This is a genomic window from Nocardiopsis halotolerans DSM 44410 (assembly GCF_000341065.1).
Classification (GTDB): domain Bacteria; phylum Actinomycetota; class Actinomycetes; order Streptosporangiales; family Streptosporangiaceae; genus Nocardiopsis; species Nocardiopsis halotolerans.
Window position 1 is genome coordinate 1 of the sequence record NZ_ANAX01000262.1, and the last position, 26079, is coordinate 26079.

8 protein-coding genes and 2 pseudogenes are annotated in these 26079 nt (G+C 71.7%); 1 reads left to right on the top strand and 9 read right to left on the bottom strand.

The window, feature by feature from the left end:
- From D455_RS31150 to eccD, 6 genes and pseudogenes are all read right to left on the bottom strand, one after another.
- A pseudogene (locus D455_RS31150) lies at nucleotides 1-2094 on the bottom strand (hypothetical protein); the annotation flags it as partial.
- 32 nt (nucleotides 2095-2126) lie between these two features.
- Nucleotides 2127-4466, bottom strand: coding sequence for a hypothetical protein (locus D455_RS0120420; RefSeq protein WP_020480243.1), 2340 nt, complete (start codon nucleotides 4464-4466; stop codon nucleotides 2127-2129).
- Between the two features lie 106 nt (nucleotides 4467-4572).
- A complete protein-coding gene (locus D455_RS0120425; protein ID WP_017572555.1) occupies nucleotides 4573-4875 on the bottom strand; it encodes a WXG100 family type VII secretion target in 303 nt (100 codons plus the stop codon).
- 52 nt (nucleotides 4876-4927) lie between these two features.
- A complete protein-coding gene (locus tag D455_RS0120430; protein WP_017572556.1) occupies nucleotides 4928-5254 on the bottom strand; it encodes a WXG100 family type VII secretion target in 327 nt (108 codons plus the stop codon).
- A gap of 22 nt (nucleotides 5255-5276) precedes the next feature.
- Entirely contained in the window at nucleotides 5277-6722 is a 1446-nt protein-coding gene (gene eccB / locus D455_RS0120435) for a type VII secretion protein EccB (RefSeq protein WP_017572557.1), read from the bottom strand.
- A 1-nt stretch (nucleotide 6723) separates the two neighbouring features.
- Nucleotides 6724-8142, bottom strand: coding sequence for a type VII secretion integral membrane protein EccD (gene eccD / locus D455_RS0120440; RefSeq protein WP_083922331.1), 1419 nt, complete (start codon nucleotides 8140-8142; stop codon nucleotides 6724-6726).
- A 201-nt stretch (nucleotides 8143-8343) separates the two neighbouring features.
- Between eccD and eccCa the strand changes: the two are divergent.
- Nucleotides 8344-12287 (top strand): annotated as a pseudogene (gene eccCa, locus D455_RS31155) (type VII secretion protein EccCa).
- Nucleotides 12288-12401: 114 nt separating this feature from the next.
- Here the strand turns inward: eccCa and D455_RS0120450 are convergent.
- The 3 genes from D455_RS0120450 to D455_RS31160 form a co-directional block, all read right to left on the bottom strand.
- Nucleotides 12402-13484: a S8 family serine peptidase gene (locus D455_RS0120450; protein ID WP_017572559.1), complete on the bottom strand. Its 1083-nt coding sequence runs from the start codon at nucleotides 13482-13484 to the stop codon at nucleotides 12402-12404.
- Between the two features lie 693 nt (nucleotides 13485-14177).
- A complete protein-coding gene (locus tag D455_RS0120455; RefSeq protein WP_017572560.1) occupies nucleotides 14178-15050 on the bottom strand; it encodes a toxin-antitoxin system YwqK family antitoxin in 873 nt (290 codons plus the stop codon).
- Nucleotides 15047-25984 (bottom strand): YwqJ-related putative deaminase, encoded by a 10938-nt coding sequence (locus D455_RS31160; protein ID WP_206539283.1) that lies wholly within the window; start codon nucleotides 25982-25984, stop codon nucleotides 15047-15049. The genes D455_RS0120455 and D455_RS31160 overlap by 4 nt, the downstream gene beginning before the upstream one ends.
- Nucleotides 25985-26079 lie beyond the last annotated feature (95 nt).

Genomic DNA, 26079 nt, shown 5'->3' on the forward strand with positions numbered 1-26079 from the left:
GTCGAACTCCAGGGAGCTGCCGGTCTCCCCGGTGCCGACCGGTTGTCCGGTGACGGGGTCGATGGGCAGGACCTGCCCGGTCGAGGGGTCGAAGTTGAGGGGGAGTCCGGTGTCGGGGTTGTAGGGCAGTCCGGTTTCGGGGTCGACGGGGTAGGGCTCGCCGGTCTCCGGGTTGAGCGGGAGTCCCGTCGCCGGGTCGAACTCCAGGGAGCTGCCGGTCTCCCCGGTGCCGACCGGTTGTCCGGTGACGGGGTCGATGGGCAGGACCTGCCCGGTCTCGGGATCGTAGTTGAGGGGGAGTCCGGTGTCGGGGTTGTAGGGCAGTCCGGTTTCGGGGTCGACGGGGTAGGGCTCGCCGGTCTCCGGGTTGAGCGGGAGTCCCGTCGCCGGATCGCGCTCCAGCGAGCCGTCGTAGCCCCCCGGGCCGCCGCGACCGCTTCCCGGTCCGTTGAGGCCGAGGTTGGGCGGGGGCGGTGGAGGTATCAGGGGGCCGGGCGTGGAGGAGTTCGAGTCGCCGTTGGCGCCCTGGCCGGGTCCGTTCAGGCCTTGGTTCGGTGGGGGTGACGGGGGTGTGTAGGAGTTCGAGCCACCGTTGGTGTCGCCGGGTCCGTTGAGTCCGAGGTTGGGTGGGGGTGACGGGGGTGTGTAGGAGTTCGAGCCACCGTTGGTGTCGCCGGATCCGTTGAGACCGATGTTGGGCGGAGGCGGCGGGGGTGTGAAGGAGCCCTGGGTGTTGCCGCCGTCCTGGCCGGGGCCGTTCAGGTCCTGGTCGGCCGGGGGCGGCGGGCCGATGGTGTCGCCACCGCCGCCCGGATCCTCGTCGCTTCCCGGGCCGGTGTACCCCTGGTGCTCCGGCGGAGGTTCGATGCCCAGGTCCTCGAGACTGGGTCCGTCCGGTCCGGAACCGAGCTCGTCGAGCCCGAGATCGAGTTCGTCCAGGCCCAGGTCGAGTTCGTCCAGGCCCAGGTCGAGTTCGTCGAGCCCGAGGTCGATCTCCTCGGGGATGGGGGAGTCGGGAGGCCCCTGCCCGATGGTGGAGGTGTCCGGCGTGAGGGGATCGGGAGGGTCGATGGCCTGTAGGGAGGTGTGGATGTTGCTGAAGTGCTCCACCATGTAGTCGTGCAGCGCCTGTGCTGAGTTGTAGGAGGTCTGGTAGTGCTCCTCGAACATCTCGTAGAGCGTGAAGTTGACGTTGTCGTCCGTGACCTGGTCGCCGACGATGCCGCGGATCTCCTCCCTGGGATTGCCGTCCGCGTCGGTCCCGGCCGGGCGGATCCTGATGTCGAACTGGCCGCGGTGTTCGACGAACTCCTGAGAACCCGACGAGATGGTGAAATACCATTTGTCGAGTACGCCCTTGATGGTCCCACCATCGCCGCTCAGGTCGCTGTGCACGTCCTGGGAAAGAGTGCTGGCCATCTTCTTGAGTTCGGGCGCGATGCGTTCCAGGTCCGTCTTGAAGGCGGGGATGTTCTCGTAGATCTGCGTCAGGCGGTAGGCCAGGTTCTTGAGGAGGTACTTGTAGACGCTCGCCGCCGAGCCGCTCATGGGCCCCTCGGGTGTGTCGATCTCCTTCCAGAGCGCGTTGAGGCTTCCGCCCCCCTCCCCGTCGAGGTAGGGCTTGAGTGACGCGTGCAGATCTCCCAGTTTGTCGATGGTCTCCTGAAGCCTCCAGAGGTTCCAGTTGTCGGAGACCATCTTGTTCGTCGCGTAGTCGGCCATGAGCGCGAGATTGCGCATGCCCTCGCGGTAGTCGTCCTGCTTGTTGTCCTTTCCTCCCGCCTCCCACAGTTGGTCCTGCATGTTGTAGCCGGCGTAGTCGATCCCGTAGGTCTCGTAGGAGCCGCCGTAGGGCGTGTACGCCGTGTACCTGTCGTAGTAGTCCCACCAGCGGTCCGTGTCGTGCCACTCGAACCCCACGAAGGGTTTGGTGTCCTCCCAGAAGTGGTAGCGACCGCCGTCGACCCACCGGTCCTGCGTGACATAGCTCAGCGGTTTCATCGGGCCGTAGTCAACGGTCTCCCCCTCCTTTCCCGAGTTGGCGAAGATGTTCATGATCTCGTGCAACGGTTTCTTGGGTGCGTCTTCCGGCATGCTTACCCCCCTCTGCGAATCGGGCCGCGGACTCAGGTTTCGCTCGTGGTCTCCTCTCCGCCAACGGAGGAGTTCGAGCCGGACGTCGATCCCACGCCTCCGCCCAGCAGGGTGCTGAGTTCCTGGGCGGTGATGTTCTGTTCGTTCTCGACCTCCACGAATTCGATGAGGCTCTCCGAGAGGCGTTCCTCGATGTCGGTGAGCTCCTGCTGGAGGTCGCTGAGGAACTGGTAGATGTTCCCCATGGACGTGTCGATCTTGTCGACGAGTGTTCCGGCCATCGGGACGATGTCGCGGTCACCGAGGCGGTTGTATCCGGCCGTTCTCCCCTCACCGGTGCCACCGAACACGGAGAACGCCGTGACGTGGGCGTCGATCTCCTTGCGGAGGGGGGTCACGATGTTCGTGCGGAACTGCTGGATCCTGTCGAGGTCGATCTTGGTGCCCTCGCCGCCTCCGCCCGCGCCGCTTTCCCCGCCGCCGTTTCCGCCGCCCCCGGCTCCCTCGTCCTTGCTCTCGTCCTTGTCTTCGTCCTCGGTCTTCTCGTCGTCTCCGCCGCCCTCCGTCTCCTCCTCTCCGTCCTGGTCCCCGTTCTCGCCGTCGGTTTCCTCGCCGTCGGTTTCCTCGTCGTCGGTCTCCTCGCCCCCCTCTTCTTCCTCTTCGCCCCGGTCTCCGTCACCACCGCTGGTTTCTCCGCCCCCGGTCCCCTCCTCGTCCTCCTCGGGGGTTTCGGAGGCGACCGCGACGGAGGGTTCGATCAGTTGCCGTGGCTCCCGGGGGACCGGTTCCTCATCAGGGGGCACGAGGTGGGACAGCGAGTCCTGGGGGCCTTGGCCGACGTCGTCGGGCGGGGGCTGTTCGCCGTTCGTGTCGCCTCCGCCGCTCCCCCCACTCTCACCGGGGGTCTCGGGGGTGACCACGGCGGAGGGCTCCACCACCTGGCGCGGCTCCAGGCGTGCCGCTTCCTCCCTGGGGGCCGTCTGCTCCTCCGCGGGGACGGTGGAGGTCGTGGGTGGGAGGTGGGAGAGCGAGCTCTCGGGGTTCCGGTTGACGACGTCCTGGAAGTGCTGACCGCCGTCCGTGCCGTCGCCTCCCGGGACCTCCTCGTCGGCTGCGTCGGAGCCGCCGCTGCGGTCGTCCTGGCCGGGAGTGCTGTCGCCGGGGGCCTCCTCCCCCCTGGGCTCGTCGGAGCCGCCGTCGTGGTCGCCCCGGCCCGGATCGTCGGAGGCGTCCTCGCGGCCGGGGCCGTCGCCGCCCTCCCCGCCCTCCTTGCCCCCGCCGTCCTCGGAGACGGTGATCAGCCCGGTCTCGGGGTCGACCTCCACCTCGCCGTCGCCCGGGTCGAGGGAGACCTCGCCGGTCTCGGGGTCCAGGGTGAGCCGCAGGTCGCCGACCTCGATCGTGGTCGGGGGAGTCTCCGTCCCCTCGCCGCCCCCGTCCCGGTCGGCCGTCTCGATGCCGACGGTGCCCTCGGCCGGGTCGAAGGTCAGGCTCAGGTGCCCGGTCTCGACCGTGACCGGTGCCGTCTCGGAGTCCAGGGGCACGTCCCTGTCGCCGGGTTCGATCTCGATCGTGCCCGTGTCCGGGTCCAGGACGAACCTGAGCCCGCCCGCCTCGACGGTGGTGACACCCGTGTCGGGGTCGAGGGTCACGACCGGTGACCCGTCGATCTCGGGTGCGGGTTCGACGCGGGCGGGGTCGTCGGCGTCGGCGGAGATGAGCTCCACACCGGTGACCGGTTCTCCGCTCTCGGTCCGCTCCGACCCACCCGGTTCCTCCCCCTCGGCTTCGAGCGGGGGCGCGACGGGTTGGAGGGGCTCCATGACCACGGCGGGCTCCGCCGGTTCCGCGGGTTCTGCTGGTACGGCCTCGAAGAGCGTCGCCTCGCTCGCGGGAACGGACGCCTCCCCGGCGGACGCGTCCACGAAGGGGGTCAGCGGTTCGGCGGGCACGCCCTGCTCCATGGGGAGCAGGGCCTCGAAGCGCTGCCCCTCCCCGTCGGAGGGGTCCCCGGCCTCGGGGGCGGACACGGAGACGACGTGCTCGGTCTCCTGACCGTTGAACAGGAGCGGGGCGGCCCCCTCCTGGTCCCCCCGCGCGCCGAACAGCATCACACCGTCGTCGTCGACGGTGACCTCCGACCCTCCGGGGTCGAGCACCGCGTTCTGGGTGGTGGTGTCCACCTCGACGGAGGAACCACCGTGCCGGAGCAGGAGGAGTCCGCTGGTCAGGTCCACACTGACCGGTGCGGATTCCGACCGGCTCGCGTTGGTGCCCTGCTCCTGGAGGAGGGAGGTGTCCTCCTCGGTGTCGGTGGGGGCCGGCTCCTCTCCGGAGAGGGCGGCACGGAAGTCGAACAGGGGGGATTCCACGTCAGGCCCTCCTCACCGCCCGTGGGGCGGTCGTTCTTCGGGTTGTCGGGGACGGGGCGGGCACCCCGAGGGGAGTGGCGGGTCGTGCCCGCCCCGGGGGAGAGGACTACATCAACGCCTGCCAGTTCATGGCCTCGCGCGCGTCGGTGCCGGCGTAGTCGTCGCGGATCTGGTTCAGGGCGTCCTGGGCCTTGCCGAGCAGGGTCTGCATGTCGACGACGTTGGCCCGCCAGGACGCGACCTTGCGGTCGTACTCCTCGGCCATGGCACCCGCGAGTTGGGGTTTGATCTGAGCCATCTCGGCGTCGAGCGACTCGATCTGGTTCTGCACGGCCTTCGTCTGGGCGACCAGGTTCTGGGTGGCCTCGTCGACGTGGGCGTAGCTGACGCTGAAACCGTTGATACTCATCGTTCTCGCCTTTCGGAGAGGGGAGGGTGGAGGTGGGAGCGGCCGCCCGGCATCAGCGGGGCTGGGTCGGGTTGAGCAGCTCGTTCCACCGCGAACCGGCGACGATCGCCGCGTCCTCGGTGGCGTGCATCGCGTGGACGGTGCCGCCGTAGGTCTCGATCATCCGGTTCATGTCGTTGGTGATGAGCCGAAGCTCCTCCAACCAACCGGTGATGGCCTCGCTGTAGGCGTTGGCGGCCGCGCCCTGCCAGGCCTGACGCAACCGGTCACGCGTGTCGTCCACCTTGTGGTAGATGGCGTCGCACTCCTGGTACGCCTCGCTCATCGCCGCCTGGGCCCGCCGCTCGGCGTCGTCGGTGGTCTGCGTCATCGGTTCCATGGGATCTCCTCGGTTCGTTCCATCAGAGGCAGCCGGCGTCCTCGGCGGTGTGCGGGGACGCCAGCGGGAGGGCGGCCGCCTCCGGGTCGAGTACCGGCCCGGAGGGCAGCAGCCGCAGGAGGGATGTCGGTACCGGCGCGGCCTGGTTCGCCGTGTAGCCGAGGGAGGTCAGGGCGGTCTCACCGGCCACCGGGTACTTCGCCGCGCTCTCGGTGACGAGGTAGTGGGTGGTGGAGGCACCGTTGCCGCCCACCGGCCGCGCGGCGGCGAGGGTCCCCCGGCCGGAGGCGACGCCGACCAGGTCGGGGGTCGGACAGCCCGGAGCGATCCCGGGCCTCTCCTGCACCGGCCACGCCTCCACCCCGGCGGGGTCGTCCATGGTCAGCGACAGGGAGCCGTCGGTGCCCAGCCGCAGGCAGGGCACGTCCGCGCCGACCTCGACCAGGGACGGAGGGGTCGCCGGGTGCCGCTCCTCCCGCAGGCCGGGACCGTCGGCCAGCCGGGAGTGCGCCTCGCCCGCGGGGAGGGGCAGGGCCTCGGCGGGGCCGTCGGGGTAGGCGGCGCCGGAGACCCCGGGGTCGGCGAGCAGCAGCAGCGCCTGGACCGTGGTGAGCGGTACCAGGCCGTCACGGGTGAGGAGGTAGTGCTGGGCCTCCTGCTCGGCGGCGGACACCGAGAACACCTGCCCCACGCGCCGGTTCCCGCCCGCGAGCACGCCCGCGTCCTCACCGGCGCCCGGAACCTCCGGCGCGGTCAGGTCAGGACCCGTGGGCACGGTGTTGAGGAAGGCCGAGGTGACGGGCAGGGCGCCGCTCGTCCCGTAGCCGAGGGCCTGGACGGCGCCGCCCTCCTCGTCCAGGAGCAGTCGGGTGCCGTTCCACAGCAGGTGCCGGGCGCCGTCCGGTCCGGTCACCAGCACCGCGTGGTCGGCGGAGGGCGGGGCGGGCGAGGGGGCGTCGCCGATCACCAGGGCCGTGCGGCCGCGTTCGTCCTCCTCGCCCCCGGGCGGCAGGGCGCACAGCCGCCACACGGACGCCGCCAGTCCCTCGGCCCCCGGCAGCGCGTCGGGCGCGCCCGCGATACCGACGGGACCGCCCACGGGAACGCCCTCCAGGGAGTTGGCCGAGACCAGGCTGACGGCGGCGTCGGGGCCCTGGACGAGCAGGGCCGAGGCGTGGTTGTCGACGGGACGCAGCATGCCGTCGGAGTACACGTAGGAGGCGCCGCTGTCGCGGACGACGATCAGGTGCCCCGGTTGGCGCCAGGTGCTGGCTCCACCGGGGAAGACCAGACCGAACACCAGGAAGCCCACGCACAGCACCGCCCCGATGGCGATCCCGATGTAGGTGCCGTTGCGGGTGCGGCGCATGGGGGCGTCGACCACGTCGGGGTCGCCCTCCAGCATGGCCGTGCTCAGACGGCCCACCGTGAAGGTGTGGGCCATCACCCGGTCGCGTCGTGACTGCATGTCAGCCGCCGATCCCGCGCAGAACCGAGAACACGCCGAAGCCCGCCAGGACCAGGGGCACGATGGCCACCGTCAGCAGGGACTGGATGATCTCGGCGGCCCGGCCCCAGTGGGGCAGGGGACGCGTTCCCGGCAGGTTCCACGACACCAGCGCCAGGACCGCGGAGACGGCGAACAACCCCACCAGCGCGAGTGTCCGGGGCAGGGGGTCGGCCGTCCACATCAGGACCAGCACCAGCGCGGTCAGCCCGATCCAGGGTGGCGCGACCACGAACGACCGCTGCCAGGTCCCGGCCAGCCCGCGCGACTGGAGCAGCATCACCAGCGACACCACCACGCACAGGGTGATCGGCACCCACCCCGGGGACGCGCCGAGCACGACCAGGCAGGCCGCGAGGACGGCACCGGTGGCCGCGTACAGGGCGGTCTGGAACCGGTCCGCCAGCGCGGTGCGGTCCAGCACCCCCCGGGCGGGGTAGGGGTCGATGCCCTCCTGGAGCTGCTCGGGGTTGGAGGGCAGCGCGGGCAGTTTCAGGCCGGAGAGGCGGAAGGCCAGCTGGGGGGCGAACGTGCCGAGCAGCAGGGCGACGAGCGCCGTCATCCCCGCCACGGCCGGAAGCGTGGCGCCGGGAACGAACATCAGGGCCAGGGCGCCCAGCGCGCACAGCACCTCGGCGGTGAACAGACCGGCGAAGAAGGGCACGGAGCCCGCCACGGCCGCCAGACCGAGCACGCTGGCCCCCGCCGCGGTCACCGCGCCCGTCAGCAGGCGCGCCCCGGTGAGCGCGGTGCCGGGGTCGCCGGAGGGCACGGTGGCACCGGCCACCGCCATGTACAGGGTGGCCGCCGCGGCCAGGCCGGTGGCGGCGGACAGGTCGCCCATGGCCCGTGAGGCCGCCCAGGCCGACAGCAGCATGAGGAGCGCCGAGCACGCCGCGGACACGGCGGTCAGGAGGCCGGGGCCGCCGCTGACCAGGACGGCCAGGCCGGTGAACAGCACGACCAGGCCCAGCGCCTGGAGGAGTACGCGCGTGGACTCGGGGCGCCACCGGTCGGGGCGCTCGCCCATGCCGGTCGCGACGCCGTCGGTCAGGTCGTCGAAGTGCACCGGCGGCAGTTGGTCGCGCCGGGGGCGCAGGTAGAGGGTCTCGCCGTGGCAGAGCCCCAGGGAGCGCAGGGTCTCGTCCTCCTCCAGCGGCTCGTCGCCCAGTTGCTGGAGGACCCATCCGTCGTGCTCCAACCCGCTCTCGTCCAGGTCCTCGCCGTTGTCCCCCTCGGCGTAGAGCACGAGGGTGGGCAGGATCTCGGAGAGGGGGACCTCGGTGGGCGCCGCGATCTCGAAGGAGCGCCCGGGGGCGCGGATCAGCAGTCGACACAGGTCCGGGGAGGCGACGTCGTTCATCCGGTGGGGGCCCATCATACGGCGGGAGTCATGACAAAAGCGGAAGTGACGGTAACACTCCTCCGGTGCTTTTTGGAGGTGTGTTGTTTTAACTTTTGATGTTTGTCACTTCGGGCGGTGACGATAGGGTTCTGCCCTCGGCGTCCGGTTTGTGGACGCCACTCATGGTCCCGGCCCCGGACCGCTCCCCGTTGTTCCTGGTAAGGGAGGACCCGCCCTGTGAGTACGATCCTCGTTCGCCGCCCTCCACGGCGCCCGGGACCGGACCTGCCCTCGGGTGAGGTCAGCCTCCAGGAACCCCCCGAACTACCGGAACCGCAGGCCAACGTTTCGGCGGTGTTCATGTACCTGCCGATGGCGTTGACATCGATGGCAATGGTCCTGATGTTTGTCCGCCCAGGCAGAATGGGGGGCGAGGGCAGCAGCGTCATGCCCTACCTGGCGGGCGGGATGATGCTCGTCGGAGCCGTGGTCATGCTCGGCGGCCAGTACCTGCGCGCCATGCTGGAGCGCCGCACCCAGCTCAACGACGACCGCAGGGACTACCTGCGCTACCTCAAGCAGATGCGCACCCGCCTGCGGGGGGTGGTCACCGAGCAGCGCGACGCGATGCTCTGGCGGGCGCCCCACCCGGACGCCCTGTGGTCGATCGTGCGCACCTCACGGCTGTGGGAGCGCAGGGGGACCGACGACGACTTCGCCGAGGCGCGCATGGCCGTGGGCGAGCAGGCGCTGTCCATGACCCTCGCCCCGATCTCCTCCAAACCGGTGGAGGACCTCGAACCCCTCAGCGCCCACGCGCTGCGCCGCTTCATCCGCGCCTACGGAACCGTCGAGGACCAGCCGGTCCAGATCTACCTGCGCGGATACGCCCGCGTCACCATGCGCGGCGACCTGGACGCCAGCAGGGGCCTCGTCCGCGCCCTCGTCGGCCAGCTCACCGTCTTCCACGCCCACGACGAGCTGCGCGTCGCCGTGTGCTGCTCCGCCGAGTCCCTGCCCCTGTGGTCGTGGGCCAAGTGGCTGCCCCACAGCCAGCACCCCACCGTCCGCGACGGCGCGGGCCACGCCCGCCTGCTGTGCACGGACGCGACGGAGCTCGAACAGCTCGTCGCGGACCTGGCCGACCGCCCCCGCTTCGACCCCACCGCCGCCCCCAGCCGCGAGGAGCCCTTCACCGTCATCATCGTGGACGGCGGGCACGTCCCCCCGGGGTCGCGCATGCTGGGCGGCGGCTACCGCAACGCCGTGGTCATCGACGTCGCCGACCCGATGCCCCCCGAGGACGACCCCTACACCCTGGCCCTGCGGGTGGAGCCCGACCGCCTGGTGATGCTCTCCCGCGACCACAGCGGCCGCGACACCGAGGAGGTGCTGGGCCGCCCCGACTCCCTGAGCCTTCCCCGCACCACCTCCCTGGCCCGCCTGCTCTCGCCCTACCGGATCGGCGTGGCCGTCGAGGTCACCGAGCCGCTCACCACCGACTTCGAGCTGACCACGCTCCTGGGCATCCCCGACCTGCACCGGCACGACTCCGAACGCATGTGGAGCGAGCTGCACGAGAAGGACCGGCTGCGCGTGCCCATCGGCATGAACGCGGACGGCGCGCCGCTGGAGCTGGACCTCAAGGAGTCGGCGCTGGGCGGCATGGGCCCGCACGGCATGCTCATCGGCGCCACCGGTTCGGGCAAGAGCGAGCTGCTGCGCACCCTGGTGCTCGGCCTGGCGCTGACCCACTCCTCCGAGACCCTCAACTTCGTGCTCGTCGACTTCAAGGGCGGCGCCACCTTCATCGGCCTCGACAAGCTGCGGCACACCTCCGCGCTCATCACCAACCTGGCGGACGAGGCCATCCTGGTGGACCGCATGCAGGACGCCCTGCACGGCGAACTGGTCCGCCGCCAGGAGCAGCTGCGCGCCGCGGGCAACTTCAGCTCAGCCCTGGAGTACGAGAGGGCCCGCGAGTCCAACCCGGACATGGAGCCGATGCCCACGCTGTTCGTGGTCGTCGACGAGTTCAGCGAACTGCTCGCCGCGCACCGCGACTTCATGGACCTGTTCGTGATGATCGGGCGCCTGGGCCGCAGCCTCGGCGTCCACCTCCTGCTGGCCTCCCAGCGCCTGGACGAGGGCCGCATGCACCAGCTGGAGGGGCACCTGTCCTACCGGATCGCGCTGCGCACCTTCTCCGCCATCGAGAGCCGCGGCGTGCTCGGCGTCCCCGACGCCCACCAGCTCCCCTCCGCCCCCGGCAACGGCTACCTCAAGACCGACACCGAGACCCTCACCCGGTTCAAGGCCGCCTACGTCTCCGGCCCCTACCGCGTCAAGCGTCGCGCCGCCCGCAGGAACACGGCCGGCGGCGAGGTGGTGCTCTTCACCGACGTCCCCGTGGCCACGGCCGTCCCCGAACCGGAGGAGCCCGAGGTCCAGGAGGAGGAGAGCAGCGAGTCCCTCCTCGCGACGGCGCTGGCGCGGATGGACGGCCTCGGCCCGGCGGCCCGCGAGGTGTGGCTGCCCCCGCTGGAGGTCCCGCCNTGGTCGGCGTCCGCCTGCCCGAGGGCGGACTGGCGTGGCGGGAACAGGGGACCCTGCGCGTGCCGCTGGGGATCATCGACCGGCCCTTCGAGCACAAGCGCCTGCCCCTGGTCGCGGACCTGTCCGGGGCAGGAGGGCACGTCGGCATCGCGGGCGGCCCGCAGAGCGGCAAGAGCACCATGCTGGCCACGCTGATCCTCACCCTGGCGGTGTGCAACACCCCCGCCCAGGTCCAGTTCTACGGGATCGACTGCGGCGGCGGCGTGCTGAACTCGCTCAGGGACCTGCCGCACGTGGGCAGCGTCGTCACGCGCACCGACGAGCGGCGCATCACCCGCACCATCATGGAGATGAACGAGATCCTCACCCGGCGCGAGGCCTTCTTCGCCGAGCACGGGATCGACTCCATGGGCACCTACCGCAGGCGCCGAGCCGCCGGGGAGTTCGCCGACGAACCCCACGGCGACGTCTTCTTCGTCATCGACGGCTGGGGCACCATCCGTCAGGACTACGCGGACCTGGTGGGCCCCATCGTCCAACTCGTGCAGCGCGGCCTCAACTACGGCCTGCACGTCGTGGTCGCCTCACCCCGCTGGGCCGATTTCCACACCGGTGTCCGCGACCTGATGGGCACCCGCTTCGAACTGCGCATGGGCGACCCCGTGGACTCCCTGGTCCACATGCGCGCCGCGCAGACGGTGCCCCGCGTTCCCGGCCGCGGCATCACCGAGACCAAGCACCACCTCCTCACCGGCCTGCCCCGAGCCGACGGCGAGGCCGACCCGGTCTCGCTGTCCACGGGCATGACCGAGCTCATCGACCGCGTGCGCGCGGCCTGGACCGGGCCGTCCGCCCCGCCTGTGCGCACCCTGCCCCCGCTGCTGCGCGCCCACGAGCTGCCCGGTTCCGAGATCAGCGAGTCCGGTGTCCTGAGGGTGCCCATGGGGCTGGAGAGCCGCCGGATGCAGCCGTTCTGGCACGACTTCGGGGTCACCCCGCACATGCTCGTGGTCGGCGACACCGAGACGGGCAAGACGACGCTGCTGCGCCACATCACCAACGCGATCCGCAGCCACTACGGTCCGACCACCGCCAGGGTCGTGCTCGCCGACCAGCGCCGCCAGCTCTACGACGCCGTGCCCAAGGAGATGCAGCTCGGCTACGCGGTGTCGGGCGAGAACGTCAAGGAGATGATGGCCGCCGCCGCGCAGGCCATGAAGGCGCGGCTGCCCGGGCCCGACATCACGCCCGACCGCATCCGCAAGCGCGACTGGTGGACCGGCCCCGAGCTGTTCATCCTCATCGACGACTTCGAGATGGTCTCCGGAAGCGGCCCCAACCCGCTGACCCCGCTCCTGCCGATGCTCGGCCAGGGCGCGGAGATCGGCCTGCACGTGGTGCTCGTGCACGCCGCGGGCGGTTTCAGCCGGGCCTCCTCCGACCCCGTCATCAGGTCGCTCATCGACTCCAACACGCCCAGCATCATGCTGTCCTGCCCGCCCTCGGAGGGCATGCTGTTCGGCAACGTCCGGGCGCGGACGATGCCTCCGGGGCGGGCCCTGTGGATCTCGCGCCGCGACCCGGTGGAGGTGCAGCTGGCCATCGCCGAGGGCACCGAGGACTGAACCCAGCGACGGGACCGGACCGCTCCCCGTGGGGGCCGGGGAAACCCCTCCGCCGGGGAGCGGTCCCGTGTACCCCGCGGGTCCGCCGTCCGATCCGCGGCGCGGGTCCCGGCGTCAGCGCACCGGCTCGTCGGAGCGCATCGGCACCGGTTCGCCGGGGGCGGCCGGGCGCCAGCCGCGCGCGCGTCCGAGCCTGATCACCGCCCCGCCCAGAACACACAGCACGATGAGCAGGAGCGCGACGGACACGACGGCCGCCGTGGGCAGCGCCTCCACCGAACCGCGGGGTGAGGGGTCGGGGACGAACCCCTCACCCGCGACCCCGACGGGGGTGCCTCCCGGGGCGATGGCCATCGCCGCCAGCGGATCGACCCTGCCGTGCCCCGACAGCGGGTCCGCGTCACCGCGGGGGGAGGTGTAGGCGGTGGAGGTCAGCCGTGCGCGCACCTGCTCGGAGCTCAGGTCCGGTTCCCGCGCCATGAGCAGGGCCGCGGCCCCGGCGACGAACGCCGCGGCCACGCCGTCGCCCGCGGTGCTCACGTGACCGCCGCCCGGGCCGGTCCCCACCACCCGGTCGCCCGGCGCGGTCAGGTCCACGCTGGCCAGGTCGCCGCTGGGCAGTACCAGCGGGCCCCGGGCCACGGGGACCCCCTCCACGTCGTGCGCGGCCACGCTCAGCACCGACGCGTGCTGGGCGGGGTGGCCCGGCATCGGCCCCCGCGAGGTGGGGACCGTCGCCGGGGCCACGACCAGGGTGTCGGCCTCCTCCGCGGCGGCCACCGCGGACTCCAGGGCCGGGGACGCCTCCCACGTTCCCGTGCCCACCAGGACCACGCGGGCCCCCGAGTCCACCGCGTTCCCGATCCCCGCGGCGATCTCCTGCGGGGAGGCCAGACCGGTCCGGGGGTCTCCCGTGGGCACGACGGTCACCGACGCCTCCGGGGCCGTCCCGAGCAGGCCGCTGCCCTCCACCCGGCGGGCGGCGAGCACACCGGCCAGGGACGTGCCGAACCCGAGGCAGTCGGTGGACTGCCCGCCCTCCACGGCGTCGGCCAGCGCGGGGGCGCCGCCGTCGACCTCCGGGGTCAACAGCGCCACGCCCACCCCCTCCCCGGTGCTCAGCTCGTGCGCCCGTGACAGGCCGAGGAAGTGGTGGGTCCAGGGGGTCTGCTCCACGACGTCCCCGCCGGTGGCCACGCANGGTCCCCGCCCTTGAAGGGGTGGACCTGCGCGAGCGTGACGGGGTCCCGGGGCGTCTCGGCCGCCGCCGGAGCCGCCGGGAGGGGGGCGAGGAGTCCCAGGGCCAGAACCGCGGCGGCGGTGCGGCGGCGCCCGGAGCGGGCCGTCCCCGGATCGGTGTGCGCGGTCACCTGCTGTGTGCTCCAGACTCTCAGTGGTGTCCTGGGGGCGTGTCCCGCGCCCGGTGGGGCGGCCCGGACGGGACGCGGGGGTGTCTTCCTTCCACGCGGAGGCCTCGCACGGGGGAGCGGGGCCAGGGGAGGGCCCGCGCCCCCACGCTGGTGGGTTGGCCGGAAACGTCGCGGACGTGGCGTGCGGGGTTCCCCCTCCGGTGGGTCCTGCTCCTGGTGTCGGGTTCGGCGCCGAACCCGACACCAGGAGCAGGACCGTTCCCGACGGGCGTGTCCCGGCGAACCCCCGTGGCCGTCGCGCCAGCCGACCCGAGACGCTCCGGTCCCCGGGCGGCAGCAGTTTCGGAGCCCTCCTCCGGGGCGGGGCCCCGGAGGAGGGCCGACTGCGGTAGCGTACTCGGTTTCCCGTGTACGTTCCATGAGCGTCCGGTGACCGGCCCGCGTCGATTCTCTCCGGAACGGAGCTCCATGGAGGAGGGGCGGCGGCTCCGCGCCCCCGGCGCGGGAGCGCGACCGCTCCTCAGAGCCAGAGGGCGGGGAGTGCCTCGCCGGTCTCGGGATGGCGGGCCAGGCGTGTGGGGGGTCTGCGCTCCTCGCGGATGATGTTTCCGGTCTCGTCGAGTTCACGGATGATGATCCGGTTGCCCAGGGCGTCGTGGACGGTCTCGCGGAGCAGGCGTCCTTGTTCGTCCCACTGGTGCCAGGGGCCGACGGGGCCGTGGGGGTGGCGGGTGATGCCCTGGAGGACGAGCTTGCCGCTGGGAGACCAGGCCAGGGTGGGGCCGTCCTCGACGCCTTCGACGAAGGTGTGCATCTCGACGCGGCCCCGGTGGTCGCGGGTGACGGTTTCTCCGGTGTAGGGGACGTCCTCGAACAGGACCCGGCGCTCGGAGTCCGGCGCCCCGACGACGGTGAGGTCCTCGACGTCGGGGACGGTCAGGAACTCCTGGTTCCCGGGGTGCGGCATGCGCGCGGACACCCGCAGCTTCTGCCAGGCCAGGTCGATCTTCTCCCCCGTTTCCGGGTCGAAGGAGGCGAAGAGCCTGGGGTGCCGTTCCTCGCCGGTGAGCTGGCCGGTGGGGTCCCAGGTCCGGGTGATGCGCTGGTTGGCCGCGGTGTCGCTGATCTGTTCCAGGACGAGGGCGCCGGTGGAGTCCCACTGGTGGAGCGCGCCGACACGCATGCCGCCGCCGTAGACGTATCCCAGGGCGGTGAGCTGTCCGTCGCCGTTCCAGGTGGCGGAGGGGCCCTCCATGAAGCCGTCGACGTAGACCTGTGACCTCACCTCGCTTCCTCCGGTCCGGACGGCGGTCCCGGTGAAGGGGGAGCCGTCCAGGAAGGTGATGTCGTCGTCCTCGGGGAGGTCGAGGTGTTCGTGGTTGACGGTTCTCATTTTTTCTTGGGCGGCTTGTTCCTGGGCGGGTCGTTCTCGGGTGGGGTCCAGTCCGGGACGACGGGTTCGGTGAATTCCTTGTTGTAGCGGGGGTCGTTGGGCAGGTGGACGTTCTTGCCTGTTCGCGGGGCGGGGGCGCCGTAGGTCAGACGTGTGCAGTTGGCGCAGCAGGGGCAGAAGTCCCGGCCTCTTTCGCTCTCCCGGAGCGTGAAGACGGTGTCGATCTGGAAGTGTGCCATCTCCGGTCGCGACTTCGCGTTGAGCAGTGCGTTGATCGCCTTGATCTCGGCGTGGCGGACGGGGGAGTCCTTCATGGGGTAGTCCCTCGGCCTGCCCACGGGTTCGCCTTTTTTGTTGTAGGAACGGTAACCGCCGTCCTTCTTCATTTCATTCATGCGTTGTTTGATGATATCGTGGATTTTCGCGGTGGGGATGCGGGAGTCCATGTCGCCGTTGATCCCTTCCGCGACGGCGCCGGTTCGGCGGTCGATGACGACGGCGTGCACCGCTCCGCTCCTCTCCCCGATGTCGGCCTGCTCCAACAGGGAGAGGCCGTGGGTCTTCAGCTCGTCCTCCCGGGTGGTGACCCTCCTTGAGTCGGAAGAGGGCCTGGTGATGGAGGCGATGGCCAACGACCTCCTGTCGAGCAGCTCCTTCTGGTAGTCCTCCAGGCTCATCCTCCTCGGTGGTTCGTTCGCTCCCTGGGGCACGTCGATCTCGGTGATGTTCCCGGCCGCGTCCCTCTCCCTGACGCTCGGGCCGGGGATGTAACCGATGATTCTTCCCTCGTTCGGGTCGCGCGCGAAGCGGTGGTCCCGCGCGGGTGAGTCCCGGAAGTCGAAGATGCTGGGTCTGTTGTCCGTGGTGCCGCTGCCGCCGTCGGGTGGGGTGGGGTCCTGTGGGGCGTCCTTGGGAACCGTCCGGGGCGCGGGTGGGGTGGGGGGTGTCTGTTTGCTGTCTCCGAAGAGGGTCCGGGAGGTGTCGCCGCCCCAGACGGAGGGGCGTGGGACGGCGCCGGCCGGTGGCTGGTTGACGCCGCCGGTCACGGGGGCCTGACGGGTGCCGCTGCTCTGGGCGGGCGGGCGTGCCGGTCCGGAGGCGGGCGCGGGGCCGCCCCGGCCGGCCCGAGCGCCGAGTGGCGTGTCGTGTCCGCGTCCCCGTGGTGGGGGTGCGTCTCCGCGTCCGCCCCTCCCCGGGACGGGAGCGTCGCCGCTTCGTCCGCCGCGCCCGCGGGGTCGCCCGTTGCCGCCCCGGCCCGCGGCGCCGGTGGGTGCGTTCGGAGGCGCCTGGTTGTCTCCCCACGGGTTGCGGGGCGGGTCGCCCTGCGGGTTCCCCGACCGGCCGTTGCCCCCGAACACGGGCATGACGAGGAAGTCGGTCACCGAGCTGGGCAGGGGCTGGTCGGACCCGGAGTTGAGCAGGCCCAGGAAGTCGTACGCGGAGGGCTTGGGGCCGAGGGGGTCGGGGGAGTCGTTCCCCCTGGCGGAGGACTTGGTGTCCACGGAGCCGAAGGGGGAACCGTCCCGGTCCCACAACGGTCGGACCAGCGGTTCGTCGAACGGCGAGCGGCGGGGGCGCCGTACCGGTGTGTCGGTGAGGTCGTGCGGGGCCAGGTCGTCGTCGCTGTCGTAGGCGTCCGAGCCGGTGTCCGGGATCAGGTCCGGGACCGGGCCCGCGTCGTCCGCGTCGGGGGCGGTGTCGCGATGGTCCGGTGCCTGGTTGTTGCGGGTGTCGCCGCCGGACCGGGCGTCTCCGTGGGAGGAGCGGTCGCCGTTCCCGCCTGTTCCGCGGTCCTTGCCGTCGCCCTCGGAGCCGTCCCCGTCACCGGACCGGTCACGGGACCGGTCGCTTCCGCCGCTGCTGCCGGAGTGGCCGCTTCCGCCTCCGGAGCGGTCCTGACCAGACCCTCCGTCGCCGTCGCTCCGGCCGCCGCCGTTGCCCCCGGAGCGATCCTTGTCGGAACCGCCGTCGTCGCCGTCCCCGTCCTCGCGTTCGTCCTCGGTGCCGGTGGGGGCGTCCTCGGACTCCTCCTCGGTGCCGTCCTCCTCGTCCTTCTCGTCCCGCGTGTGCTCCGGATCCTTCGGGGGGACCTCGCCTTCGTGCTCGGGCCGCTCCCGGAGCGGGGCGGCCCCCTCGGGCGCTGGCGCGTGGTCGGAGGTCTCCTGTCCCCGGTCCTCGACGGCCGGAGGCGGCTCGGGTGTCGTCTCCCCGTCGGGGGAGGTGCGTGTGGTGCCCTGCGCGGGGTCGTCTCCCGGGTTGTCCGCGGGGCCGTTCAGCGCCTGGTCGAAGAACGCGGCCAGGTCGAACTCCGGGTCGGGTGAGGGCGGCGGTTGCTCGACCGGGGGCGCGGCCCCCTCCTGCTGGGGGGCGTCGCCCTGGTTACGGGCGGGGGGTCGGGTGGTGGGGGTCGCCTCGGGGGCCGGGCGGGTCGGTCGCGTGGTCGCTCGGCTCTGCGGGCGGTCGCCGGGACCGGGGCCCGTCCCGGTCTGGTCGGGGGAGGGCTGTTGGTCGTGGTCACCGGTCGTGTCGGTGGTGCGCGGGGCCAGCGCGGCGTCCTCGGACGGCGCCGGTCGTGGCCGCTGGTCCGGGCCGGGTCGGTCCTGCTGCTGCGGTGCGCTCGGGGACGTGGAGGGCCCGGCCGGAGCGCCGGGCCGCGGTTCCTGGTGGGAGCCCCGCCCTGTGCTGCCGTCGAGTGGAGTGGTGCCGTCCAGGAAGAGCCCGTCCTCGTCCTGGGAGGACGGGCCCAGCGACATCCACCGGTTGAGGTGCCACCGCGCCGCGCGGCTGCGCGTTTCCCTGTCCCACGAGGACGCCTCCGGATGCTGCCTGTCGAGCCAGCGGACGTGGAGTTCCTCTTCCTCGCCGCTGGTGTCCCGGTCGTCGGGCAGATCGGTGCCGTGTCGGAACGGTGTGTTCCCGTCCTCCCCCGGCGTCACCGACCCCCCGGGCCTTCGGAGCGTGGAGGGTCCGGGAGGATCGTCGGTGCCCGGTTGCCGGAGGAAGTCCCGTCCCGTGCGGTCGTCGGGCAGATCCATCTCGTGCCGGGTCGTCCCGTACTCGTCGAACGGGCCCACCGTCAGCGACTGCTGGAGCCGCGACCGCGCCAGACGTCTCTGCTCCTCCTCGTTCCGGGGGACGTACTCCCCGGACTCCGGCTGCTGGATGTTGACATCCGAACCGAGGGTGTCCAGGAAGCCCGGACCGGTGTTCCGCTGTCCGGTGCCCCGCCCGCGCTGCCGGTTGCTCCGCTCGGAGAGCTCGACGGCCTCGGGGTCGGCGGCGGGGTCGGGAGCGTTCCGCTGCGGAGCCGGAGCCGGGGCCGGAGGAGACGGCGGCTCCTCCGGGATGGTGTGGAGGTCCGGCGTGGCCGCGGTGCGCGGTCTGGGCAGGGACGAGATGTCGTCCAGGCCCTCGCGCAGTTCCTGAAGCGCCGTCAGCCAGTTTCGTGTCGCACGGTTGAAAGCCTCCAGTCGCTCCTCGTAGGTGGTCTCCAGGTCGACGTAACGGTCCTGGACCTGCTGGTCGCCGGGCGAGGCGATGAGGTCGGAGGAGGCCTGGTCCAGAGGCCGGCGCGCTTCGAGATAGGCCTTCTCCGCGTCTGCGAGCGCCTTCTGGATCTTGGTGAAATGCTTGGTCAGAGGAGCGAGATCGGTGGCGGCCCCGGGCGTGATGACGCCCATCCTCACCGCGTCGCCGTGGGAGATCCACTGGGTCGTCCTGACGGTGGTCCCGCCCTGCTGCCAACGGGCGGGACGGGACGGGGCTGGCGAGGGGGTGCTCCGGCCACCGAAGACGCCGCGCACCGCCCTGCCCGCGGACGCGGCCCTGTCCCCGACGTAACGTGCTGAGCGCTTGTACCAGGGGCCTCTCAGCTCGGTCCTCGCCCCGATGAACACCTCGGTGTCCATCTCCACCAGGTAGCCGGGGCCGGTGCGGACGCGGTCGGAGTGGGGAGGCTCCTTCGGTTTGCTCCCCCGTGCGGTGTCGCCCCCGGACGTGGACGCCCCCGTGTTGTTGGCCGAACCGTAGTGGGTGGCCGTCGTCGGAGGCCCCGTTCCGGTGCGTCCCGAGGGGCGCGCGTCGAAACCCGTGGTCGTCGTGGACGACTCGCTGTGGAACGGGGAGAAGGTCCTGCTCGTCTCCGAGGAGTCGGTCAGGCGCATGCTCGGGTTGTAGTCGATGACGCGCGCTGTACCCGGATGGGGTATGGCACGCATCATCCACGTGGTCGGTCCCAACTCGGGCAGTTCGGCGCCCGTCTCCGAGACGGCCTCGGTGAAGGATGCTCTGATGCCGAGTTCGGTGAGCGTCTGGTCGATGGCGTTGTTGCGGGAGTTCAGCTTGAGCTTGGCCGCCACGTGGTCGGCCGCCTGTTCGACGGCCTCCGGGGTGTAGCGCCCGTCGCGGACCGAGCCCGCGGGCGGGTTCCATCCCCACGACTTCGCCAGAACGATCCGGGCCAGGTCGAGGACGTCCCTGCCCTTGTCCCCGACGGACGCGAGCATGGGCAGGGTGTTCTCGAAGGCGGCTCGGGACCGCGGATCCATGGCGCGCGTCAGGGAGCGCGCCATGTCGGTCAGTGAGGCGTGGTGGTCGTTGGAGGGGTTCTCCGGAGCGGTCCGGTTCCCCGTCCGTTGGCCTCCGGGCCGTCTGTTGGCGGTGCCGTCCCCGTCAGTGGAGGTCCGGGGAGCGCCGTTCCCCCGGGGCGCGCCCTCCCCGCCTCGCAGGTCGAGGGAGAAGGCCGGGTACAACTCCTGCGCCGGCCCCGAGTTCCCCGTACCGGTGAAGTCCCGACGCCCGCCCGAGCCCGGGTCCTCCCCCAGAAGGGAGTTGGCCGCGCCCTGTTTCTCGGAGATGTGGAGGTCGAGCGTCAGCCGCGTGTCCGACGACACCCGTGCGTAGGGCGTCTCCATGGTCAGCTGGACGGAGCGCTTGCCCGTGTCCCGGACGATCCCGCCGTCGCCGCGCGCGTTCGTCGTGGAGCCGTCACCCCGCAAACCCATCAGGTAGGGGCGGCTCGGCGGGGTGGTGCCCCCGGGTTGCTCGCCCCCCGACTGGGGCAGGGGCGTCAGGAGCGAGCCGTGAGCTCCCGTGGACGTGGAGCTCCCGCTGCCCTGTTGGAGCCTGTCCCCCTCCTCCGAGCCCTGACGCCGCCGGTACTCCGTCCTGCCTCCCAGGTACTCGACCTCCGTGTTCTCCCTGTCGAGCCGCAGCTTCACGGTGGCGTCCAGGGACAGCGGCTCGCTCGTCGGGGAGTTGAGGTTCCCGATCGAGTGGTCGATGGGGCTGATCTTCACCGTCACCGGCATCCCGGTGTTGGGATTGAGACCGGTGTGGGACTCGAGGGCTTTCAGGATGATCTCCCGGCTGCCCTTGGTCAGCTGCCAGCCCTGCGAGGCCAGGTCGTCTACGAGGCTCTGGAGGGCCTCGTCGGGGTCGACCGGATCGAGCATCATGCCGGAGTCCTCGAAGCCCGGGCGCGGTCTCACGGACGCGGGCCGCTCCGGTTCGGGCTGGGGGAAGCGGACCAGCTCGCCGTCGATCTCCTGGACCTTGTCCTCGACCATGCCCGACGCGTGGGCGTCGCGGATGTGGATCAGCCCGGATTCCAGGTTGTCGGAGTCGGCCTGCCAGCCCCGGTAGCGCGCGGCGTGGGAGAACGTCGGTCCGATGCTCCAGTTCTTGACGAACTCCATCGCCTGCGTCACGCGTCCCGAGGCGGAGTAGGAGTACGACATCGGGATCTTGGGGTGGAACTCGACCGACTCGTTGAACCTCGACGTGGGCTTGGTGATGGTGTAGCGGTCGAACAGGCTCTTCCCCGCGGAGGGGCCGAGCTGGATCAGGGGTGCGCTCGCGGAGTTGGGCGCGGGCGCGGCCCCGCCCGCGGGCTGCCCGCTCGGATGGACGGGGTTGGGGTTGACCCGGCCTCCGCCCGTGGCCTGGAAGACCAGGTCGGTTCTCCTCCCGTCCCTGGAGAACACCTCCAGGGTGTTCTTGCCCTTGAAGACGACCGCGCCGTCGGACTGCTCGAAGCGGTCGACCGAGTCGATGTCGAACCGGGTGGACGATGTCGCGCGGAGGTGGTGCGGGGAGAGCAGGGCCCCGCTCATCTCCGTGCGGGTGCGTGCGCCGCCGGATGAACGCGCCGCCGGGTTGTCCGTGAAGCTCTCCGGGGAGAACGCCTTCTCGTAGAACTGCCTGCTTCCCTCGCCCCGTCTCAGGAAGTGCCGCAGCTTGCGCTCGTAGCCGAGCCCCCTGGAGGGGCGCTGGACGCCTTCGCCCCTCTCCCAGGGCGCGGTGGAGGAGAAGCTCTCGTAGGCGGCTTCGAGCAGGCTGCCCACCTGGTTGCCGTCACCGGTGGAGAACCGGGTGTTGACGTTCTCGACGACGGCGGGGGTGACGCGGAGCTTCTCGGCCCGGCGCTGTTCGACGGGGCGGGTGTCGGGGGCGTTTTCCGTGGTGTTCTGCTGCCCCGTGGTGTCCTGTGCGGTTTCGGTGTTGGGTGCCTGCGTGGTTTCGGTGCTCCGCTGTCCGGTGGTGTCCGGCGCGGTTTCCGTGTTCGGCTGGCTGGTGCCGGGGACTGGTGTCCGCTGGTCGCCGCTGCTCCGGGAGCCGGTGCTCCGCTGTCCGGTGGAGTCCTCCGGTGCCGGGACGGGGACCCGTTCGACCGGGGGCCGCTGGCTCCGTCCACCGCCGAAGAACCTTCTGACACCTCCGGTCACGTCGCGCGTCCTGCGGACCCTGGCCGGCGTCGGCCTCGTGGGGCCGTCGATCATCGCCCTGGCCTGATCGACCGGTATCGGCCGGATCCGGGTGGCCCGAGGGGCGGTGTCGTTCTGGCCGCCGCGTTCCGGCACCGCCTTGGCCGTGTCCATCGTGGCCAGCGCCTCGATCGGGCGGTCGAGCAGGTCCTGTCCGCGGTCGGCCAGCGGAGTGTTCCCGCCCAGGACCATGCCGAGGTCGTCCTCCTCGTAGAGCCTCGCCCTGAACCGGACCGCGGCGTTCCAGACACTGGAGTCCTCGGCGTACTGGATGGTCCTCTCGCTCTGGGACTTCGTCCCCAGGCCCCGGCTCTTCCCCTTGGTGTCGCTCATCTGGAGGGAGACCGAGAACACGCCGCCGTCACTCGGGTTGTCGGCCGCGTCGACGGCGTCGATCCGGCGGACGTAGCCGCCGGAGGAGAACCGGACCGTCCTGCGCTTCTGCGAGCCGTCCGCGGTGGTGCGTTCGGATGCGCCCGCGTACTCGCCTCCCGTGCCCCTGGTGGTCTCTCCCACGTGTCTGAGCGCGGAGAAGTCCGCGCTGACGCGTAGGGCGACGAACGGAGAGCGCACCACTTTCTGGCCCCGCTTGAAGAGCGCGCCGGGATCGAACCTTCCCGTGTCGATCAGATGGACGGGCTGGCCGTGCAGTGTCAGGCCGTCCATGCCGCTCCTGAACTCGGACGCGGAGATCGCGTCCATGACCCTGTGGGTGTTGAAGACGGCGGTCTCGTGGTCGCGCCGGAAGGGACGGTGCTCGCGCGTGGAACCGGTGAACGGGCCACTGTTCTCGTGGCCGGGCCGCCGGGCGAAGTTCTTCGGGTCGCGCGCCATGTCGGGCAGGACCAGGCCGGGCAGCCTGTCGGCCAGCCCGGTCAGTACCTCGTGCGCGATCTGCTGGTAGATGCTGCGCTGCTGCCCGTCGACGTCGCGGTACTGGCCGCCGTCGGGCCAGGTGAAGTCGCGTGGCACGGCCCCGTGGAAGGTGACCGGGTGGTCCTCGGCCAGGTTCGGACGGGGAGGCCGCAGGGTTTCGTTCTGTTCGTTTCCGGGAGGACGCTCCTCGGAAGGCCGCTCTCCGGGCGGTTGCTCCTGCTCGGGTCCGCGCTCCTGCTGCTGGTTGCGCTCGCCGGTCCCGGCGCCCCCGTTCCGTTCGTCACCGCCCGGCGTGCTCCGGTCCCCGTCGTCCCCGGGCCGCTGGTCCCCGGTGGTGTCGTGAGCGGCTTCGGGGGTGTTCACCGTCCCGGGCGTCGCGTCGCCCCCCTCGGTCCGGCCGGGGGCGGGGGGCGCGGACACCTTGTCCGAGGGCTCGTCCCCGTTCAGGATGCGGGCCTCCTGGACGGTGAGGATCTCGACGGTGTCGCCCTGGAACCGGTACACACCGGGTTCGCCGTCGAAGTGCACGTAGTAGTTGCGCTGCACGTCGTAGGCGGACGACTCGGTCTTCCCGTAGTTCATGCGGTTGACCGATCCCGACGACACCTGCGCGCTCTCCGCGGTCGACCGGCTTCGCACGCCCCCCTCCACGGCCATCGCGTCGACGCGGGCCTTGTGGGTGCCGCCCACGGCTCCCGCGTCGACGCTGACGCCCGCGCCCAGGGTCACGCCGAGGAAGTCGCTGTGCCGGAGCGAGCTCCCGCTCTCACGTTCAACCTTGTTGCCCTTGACGTACTTCGCGGGCTGGATGGTGTGGGGCTTGGCGTCGTAGGCGGTGGGCACGGACTGGACGCTCACCAGGCGGGGCCTGCCCGAGGGGTCGGTGACGGTGAAGACCGCGGGCGCCGAGGTCATCTTCGGCAGGTTGTTGCGGATGGACTTCTTGGAGAAGAGCTCTCCGACCTGGTCGCGGAAGGCGTCCAGCTCCTGCTGCCTGCGCCTGTCGACGAACCCGGGCGTCACCTTGTCGACCGCGGACCGCCACCACCCGCGGTCCTGCTCCGGGGACCAGAGGTGGTCGGCGATCCAGTCGGGGAAGGGCCTGTCGGAGGACCCGTCGCTCAGTCGGATGTCTCCGACCGACACGGGGTGCCCCTTGTCCGCGTGCGGTCCCACGGGCCTGTCGTCGTCGTTCCGGCCGCGTTGGTGGTCCTCGGTCGCGAAGGGGTCGCGCAGGCGGATCGTCTCCGGACCGGTGTTGGCCACGACTCCGCCCGGAAGGACCAGGACCACCCCGTTGGAGGACTCGGCTCGCGCGCTCACGGCCTGGTCAGGCGGGGTGTTGTCGTCCGAGGCGTTGTCGTCCGGTGGAGTGCCGCCGTTCGCCGGGGCGGTACCGCCGGCCGGTCCCCGCCCCGGGGGGACGTGGACGGGCGTCAGGTCGAAGGACATGGTCAGGTCGGAGGCGTAGACCTCGGGTTTGCCCTTGATCTCGTAGCTGGTGTAGCCGTCGTGGACGCCGACCACCGTGTCCACGGTCTGCCGTTGGCGTGTTCCCCCCGAGAAGCTGACGGTGAAGCGGGGGCCGATGTCGGCGCCGCCCACCGTGCCGAGGAGCAGGGGGGAGACCTGGAACCCCAGCCCGACGAACTTGGTGCCGCCGTGGTTGCCACTGCCCTCGGCCGGGTTGGCCTCCCCGGCCTCGTCCACCAGTTTCAGTTCGGTGGAGGCCGAGCCCTCCTTCGGCTTCGTGGGCGCGTGGTGGAAGCCCTCACGGGAGGAGCTCAGCCGCAGGTCCGCACGCCACGTGGAGCCGTCCGCCCCGGCGACCGTCGTGGAGAATCCCTCGGGCTGGAAGAACACGCCCGTCTGCTCGCGCGCCTGGGCGTCGACCCGTTCCCTGACCGCGTCGCGCACCGTGGCGTCGACGTGTCCGGCGTCGTTGGCGAGGGTGTCGTCCACGAACGAACGCAGGTGCTCGGCGTGGACCATGCTGGAGTTGACCAGGCTGGACGTCAGCAGGTAGCCGAGGTCGTAGGGGGTGCCCGCCGGGTCCAGCGTCACGGAGCCCGGGTAGTTCCGGGGCGGGGGCTCCTCCCGTTGCCGGGTGTCACCGGTGTCGGGCCGCGGGCGCTCCGTCTCCGTGCTGGCAGGGGTGGTGTCGGTGTCCTCCTGCGGGGGCGGCGCAGGAGGCGCGCCGTCCTCGGGTTCTCGGTCCTCGGGCCGAGCCTCCTCCGTGATCACGGGCGCCTCGGACCCGGCCGACGTGGGTGTACGCACCACCTCCTCCGCGGTCTCCCCGGTCTCGACGGACGGTGGATCCCGCGGTGTCTCCTGTTCCAGCGGTGCGCTGGTCCCGGCAGGGGTGTCCTCGACGGGCTCCTCACCGCCCTGCTCCCGGTCCTCCTCCTCGGCGGCGGATTCCTCCTCGTACACGGACTCGGTGTCGCCGTCCGTGTGTTCGCGGTCCTTGTCGTCCTCGCCGTTCCCGCGGTCGGATCCGTCGCCCCGGTCCTCACCGTCTCCGGAGCGGTCGCCGTTCTCCTCGCCCGACCGCTCGCCGTCGCCGGCCTGGTCCCCGCCCTCGCCTGGCCGGTCCCTGTCGCGGTCCTGCGATCGGTCGTCGTTCCCGGAGGTCCCCTCACCGTGCTCGTCGGGCCGTTCGCCGTCGCGTCCGGAGGGGCTGTGCCCGGTGTCCTCCGTGTCCTGGGGCGGTCCGCTCTCGGTGACGGGAGACGGGGGCAGCGGGATGTCGGCCGGTGAGGTCTCCTGTTCGGGGGCGGGTGTGGTGTGGGGGTTCGCCCGCTGCTCGTCGGCGGAGGTGGCGGGGGTGTCCTGTCCGGCGGTGTCGCTGGTGGTTCCGGTCTCCGGAGCGGGCGGGGCGCTCTCCGTGGCGACCTGGAGGCCGTCGCCTTCATGGAGTGACCGGTTGGCGGACGGGTCCGTGGCGCGGGTGTCACCGGTGCCCTGGGACGGACGTCCACCGCCGTTGCGCTCGGAGGACGGGGAGCGCTGGCCGCCGTCGGACGTCGAACTCTGCGGTGCGGCCGAGGGGGGTTGCTGGCCTGCGGGCGGCGGGGCTGCCTGGCTGATCGGCGCAGTCACGACGGGCGCGGGGGTGTGCCGTTCCGGGCCGCTCCGCTCTTCGGGTGTCGTGCGATCCCCGTGTTCGGCTCCGGGGCTCTGCGCCTGCGGCCCCGGTGCGGTCTGTTCGGCTCCGGGCGGCGTGGCCGCCATCGGGGTGTCGGGGACGATGGCGTTGAGGAAGTTGACGGTCAGTGGTCCGTCGTCCACGCCGGGGAGGAAGCCGGGGAGGAAGGGGTGGTCGCCGGACTTGGGGTTGAGGGGGTCCGGGCCCAGGGGGTCGTCGTGCAGGCCGGGGGTGTGGG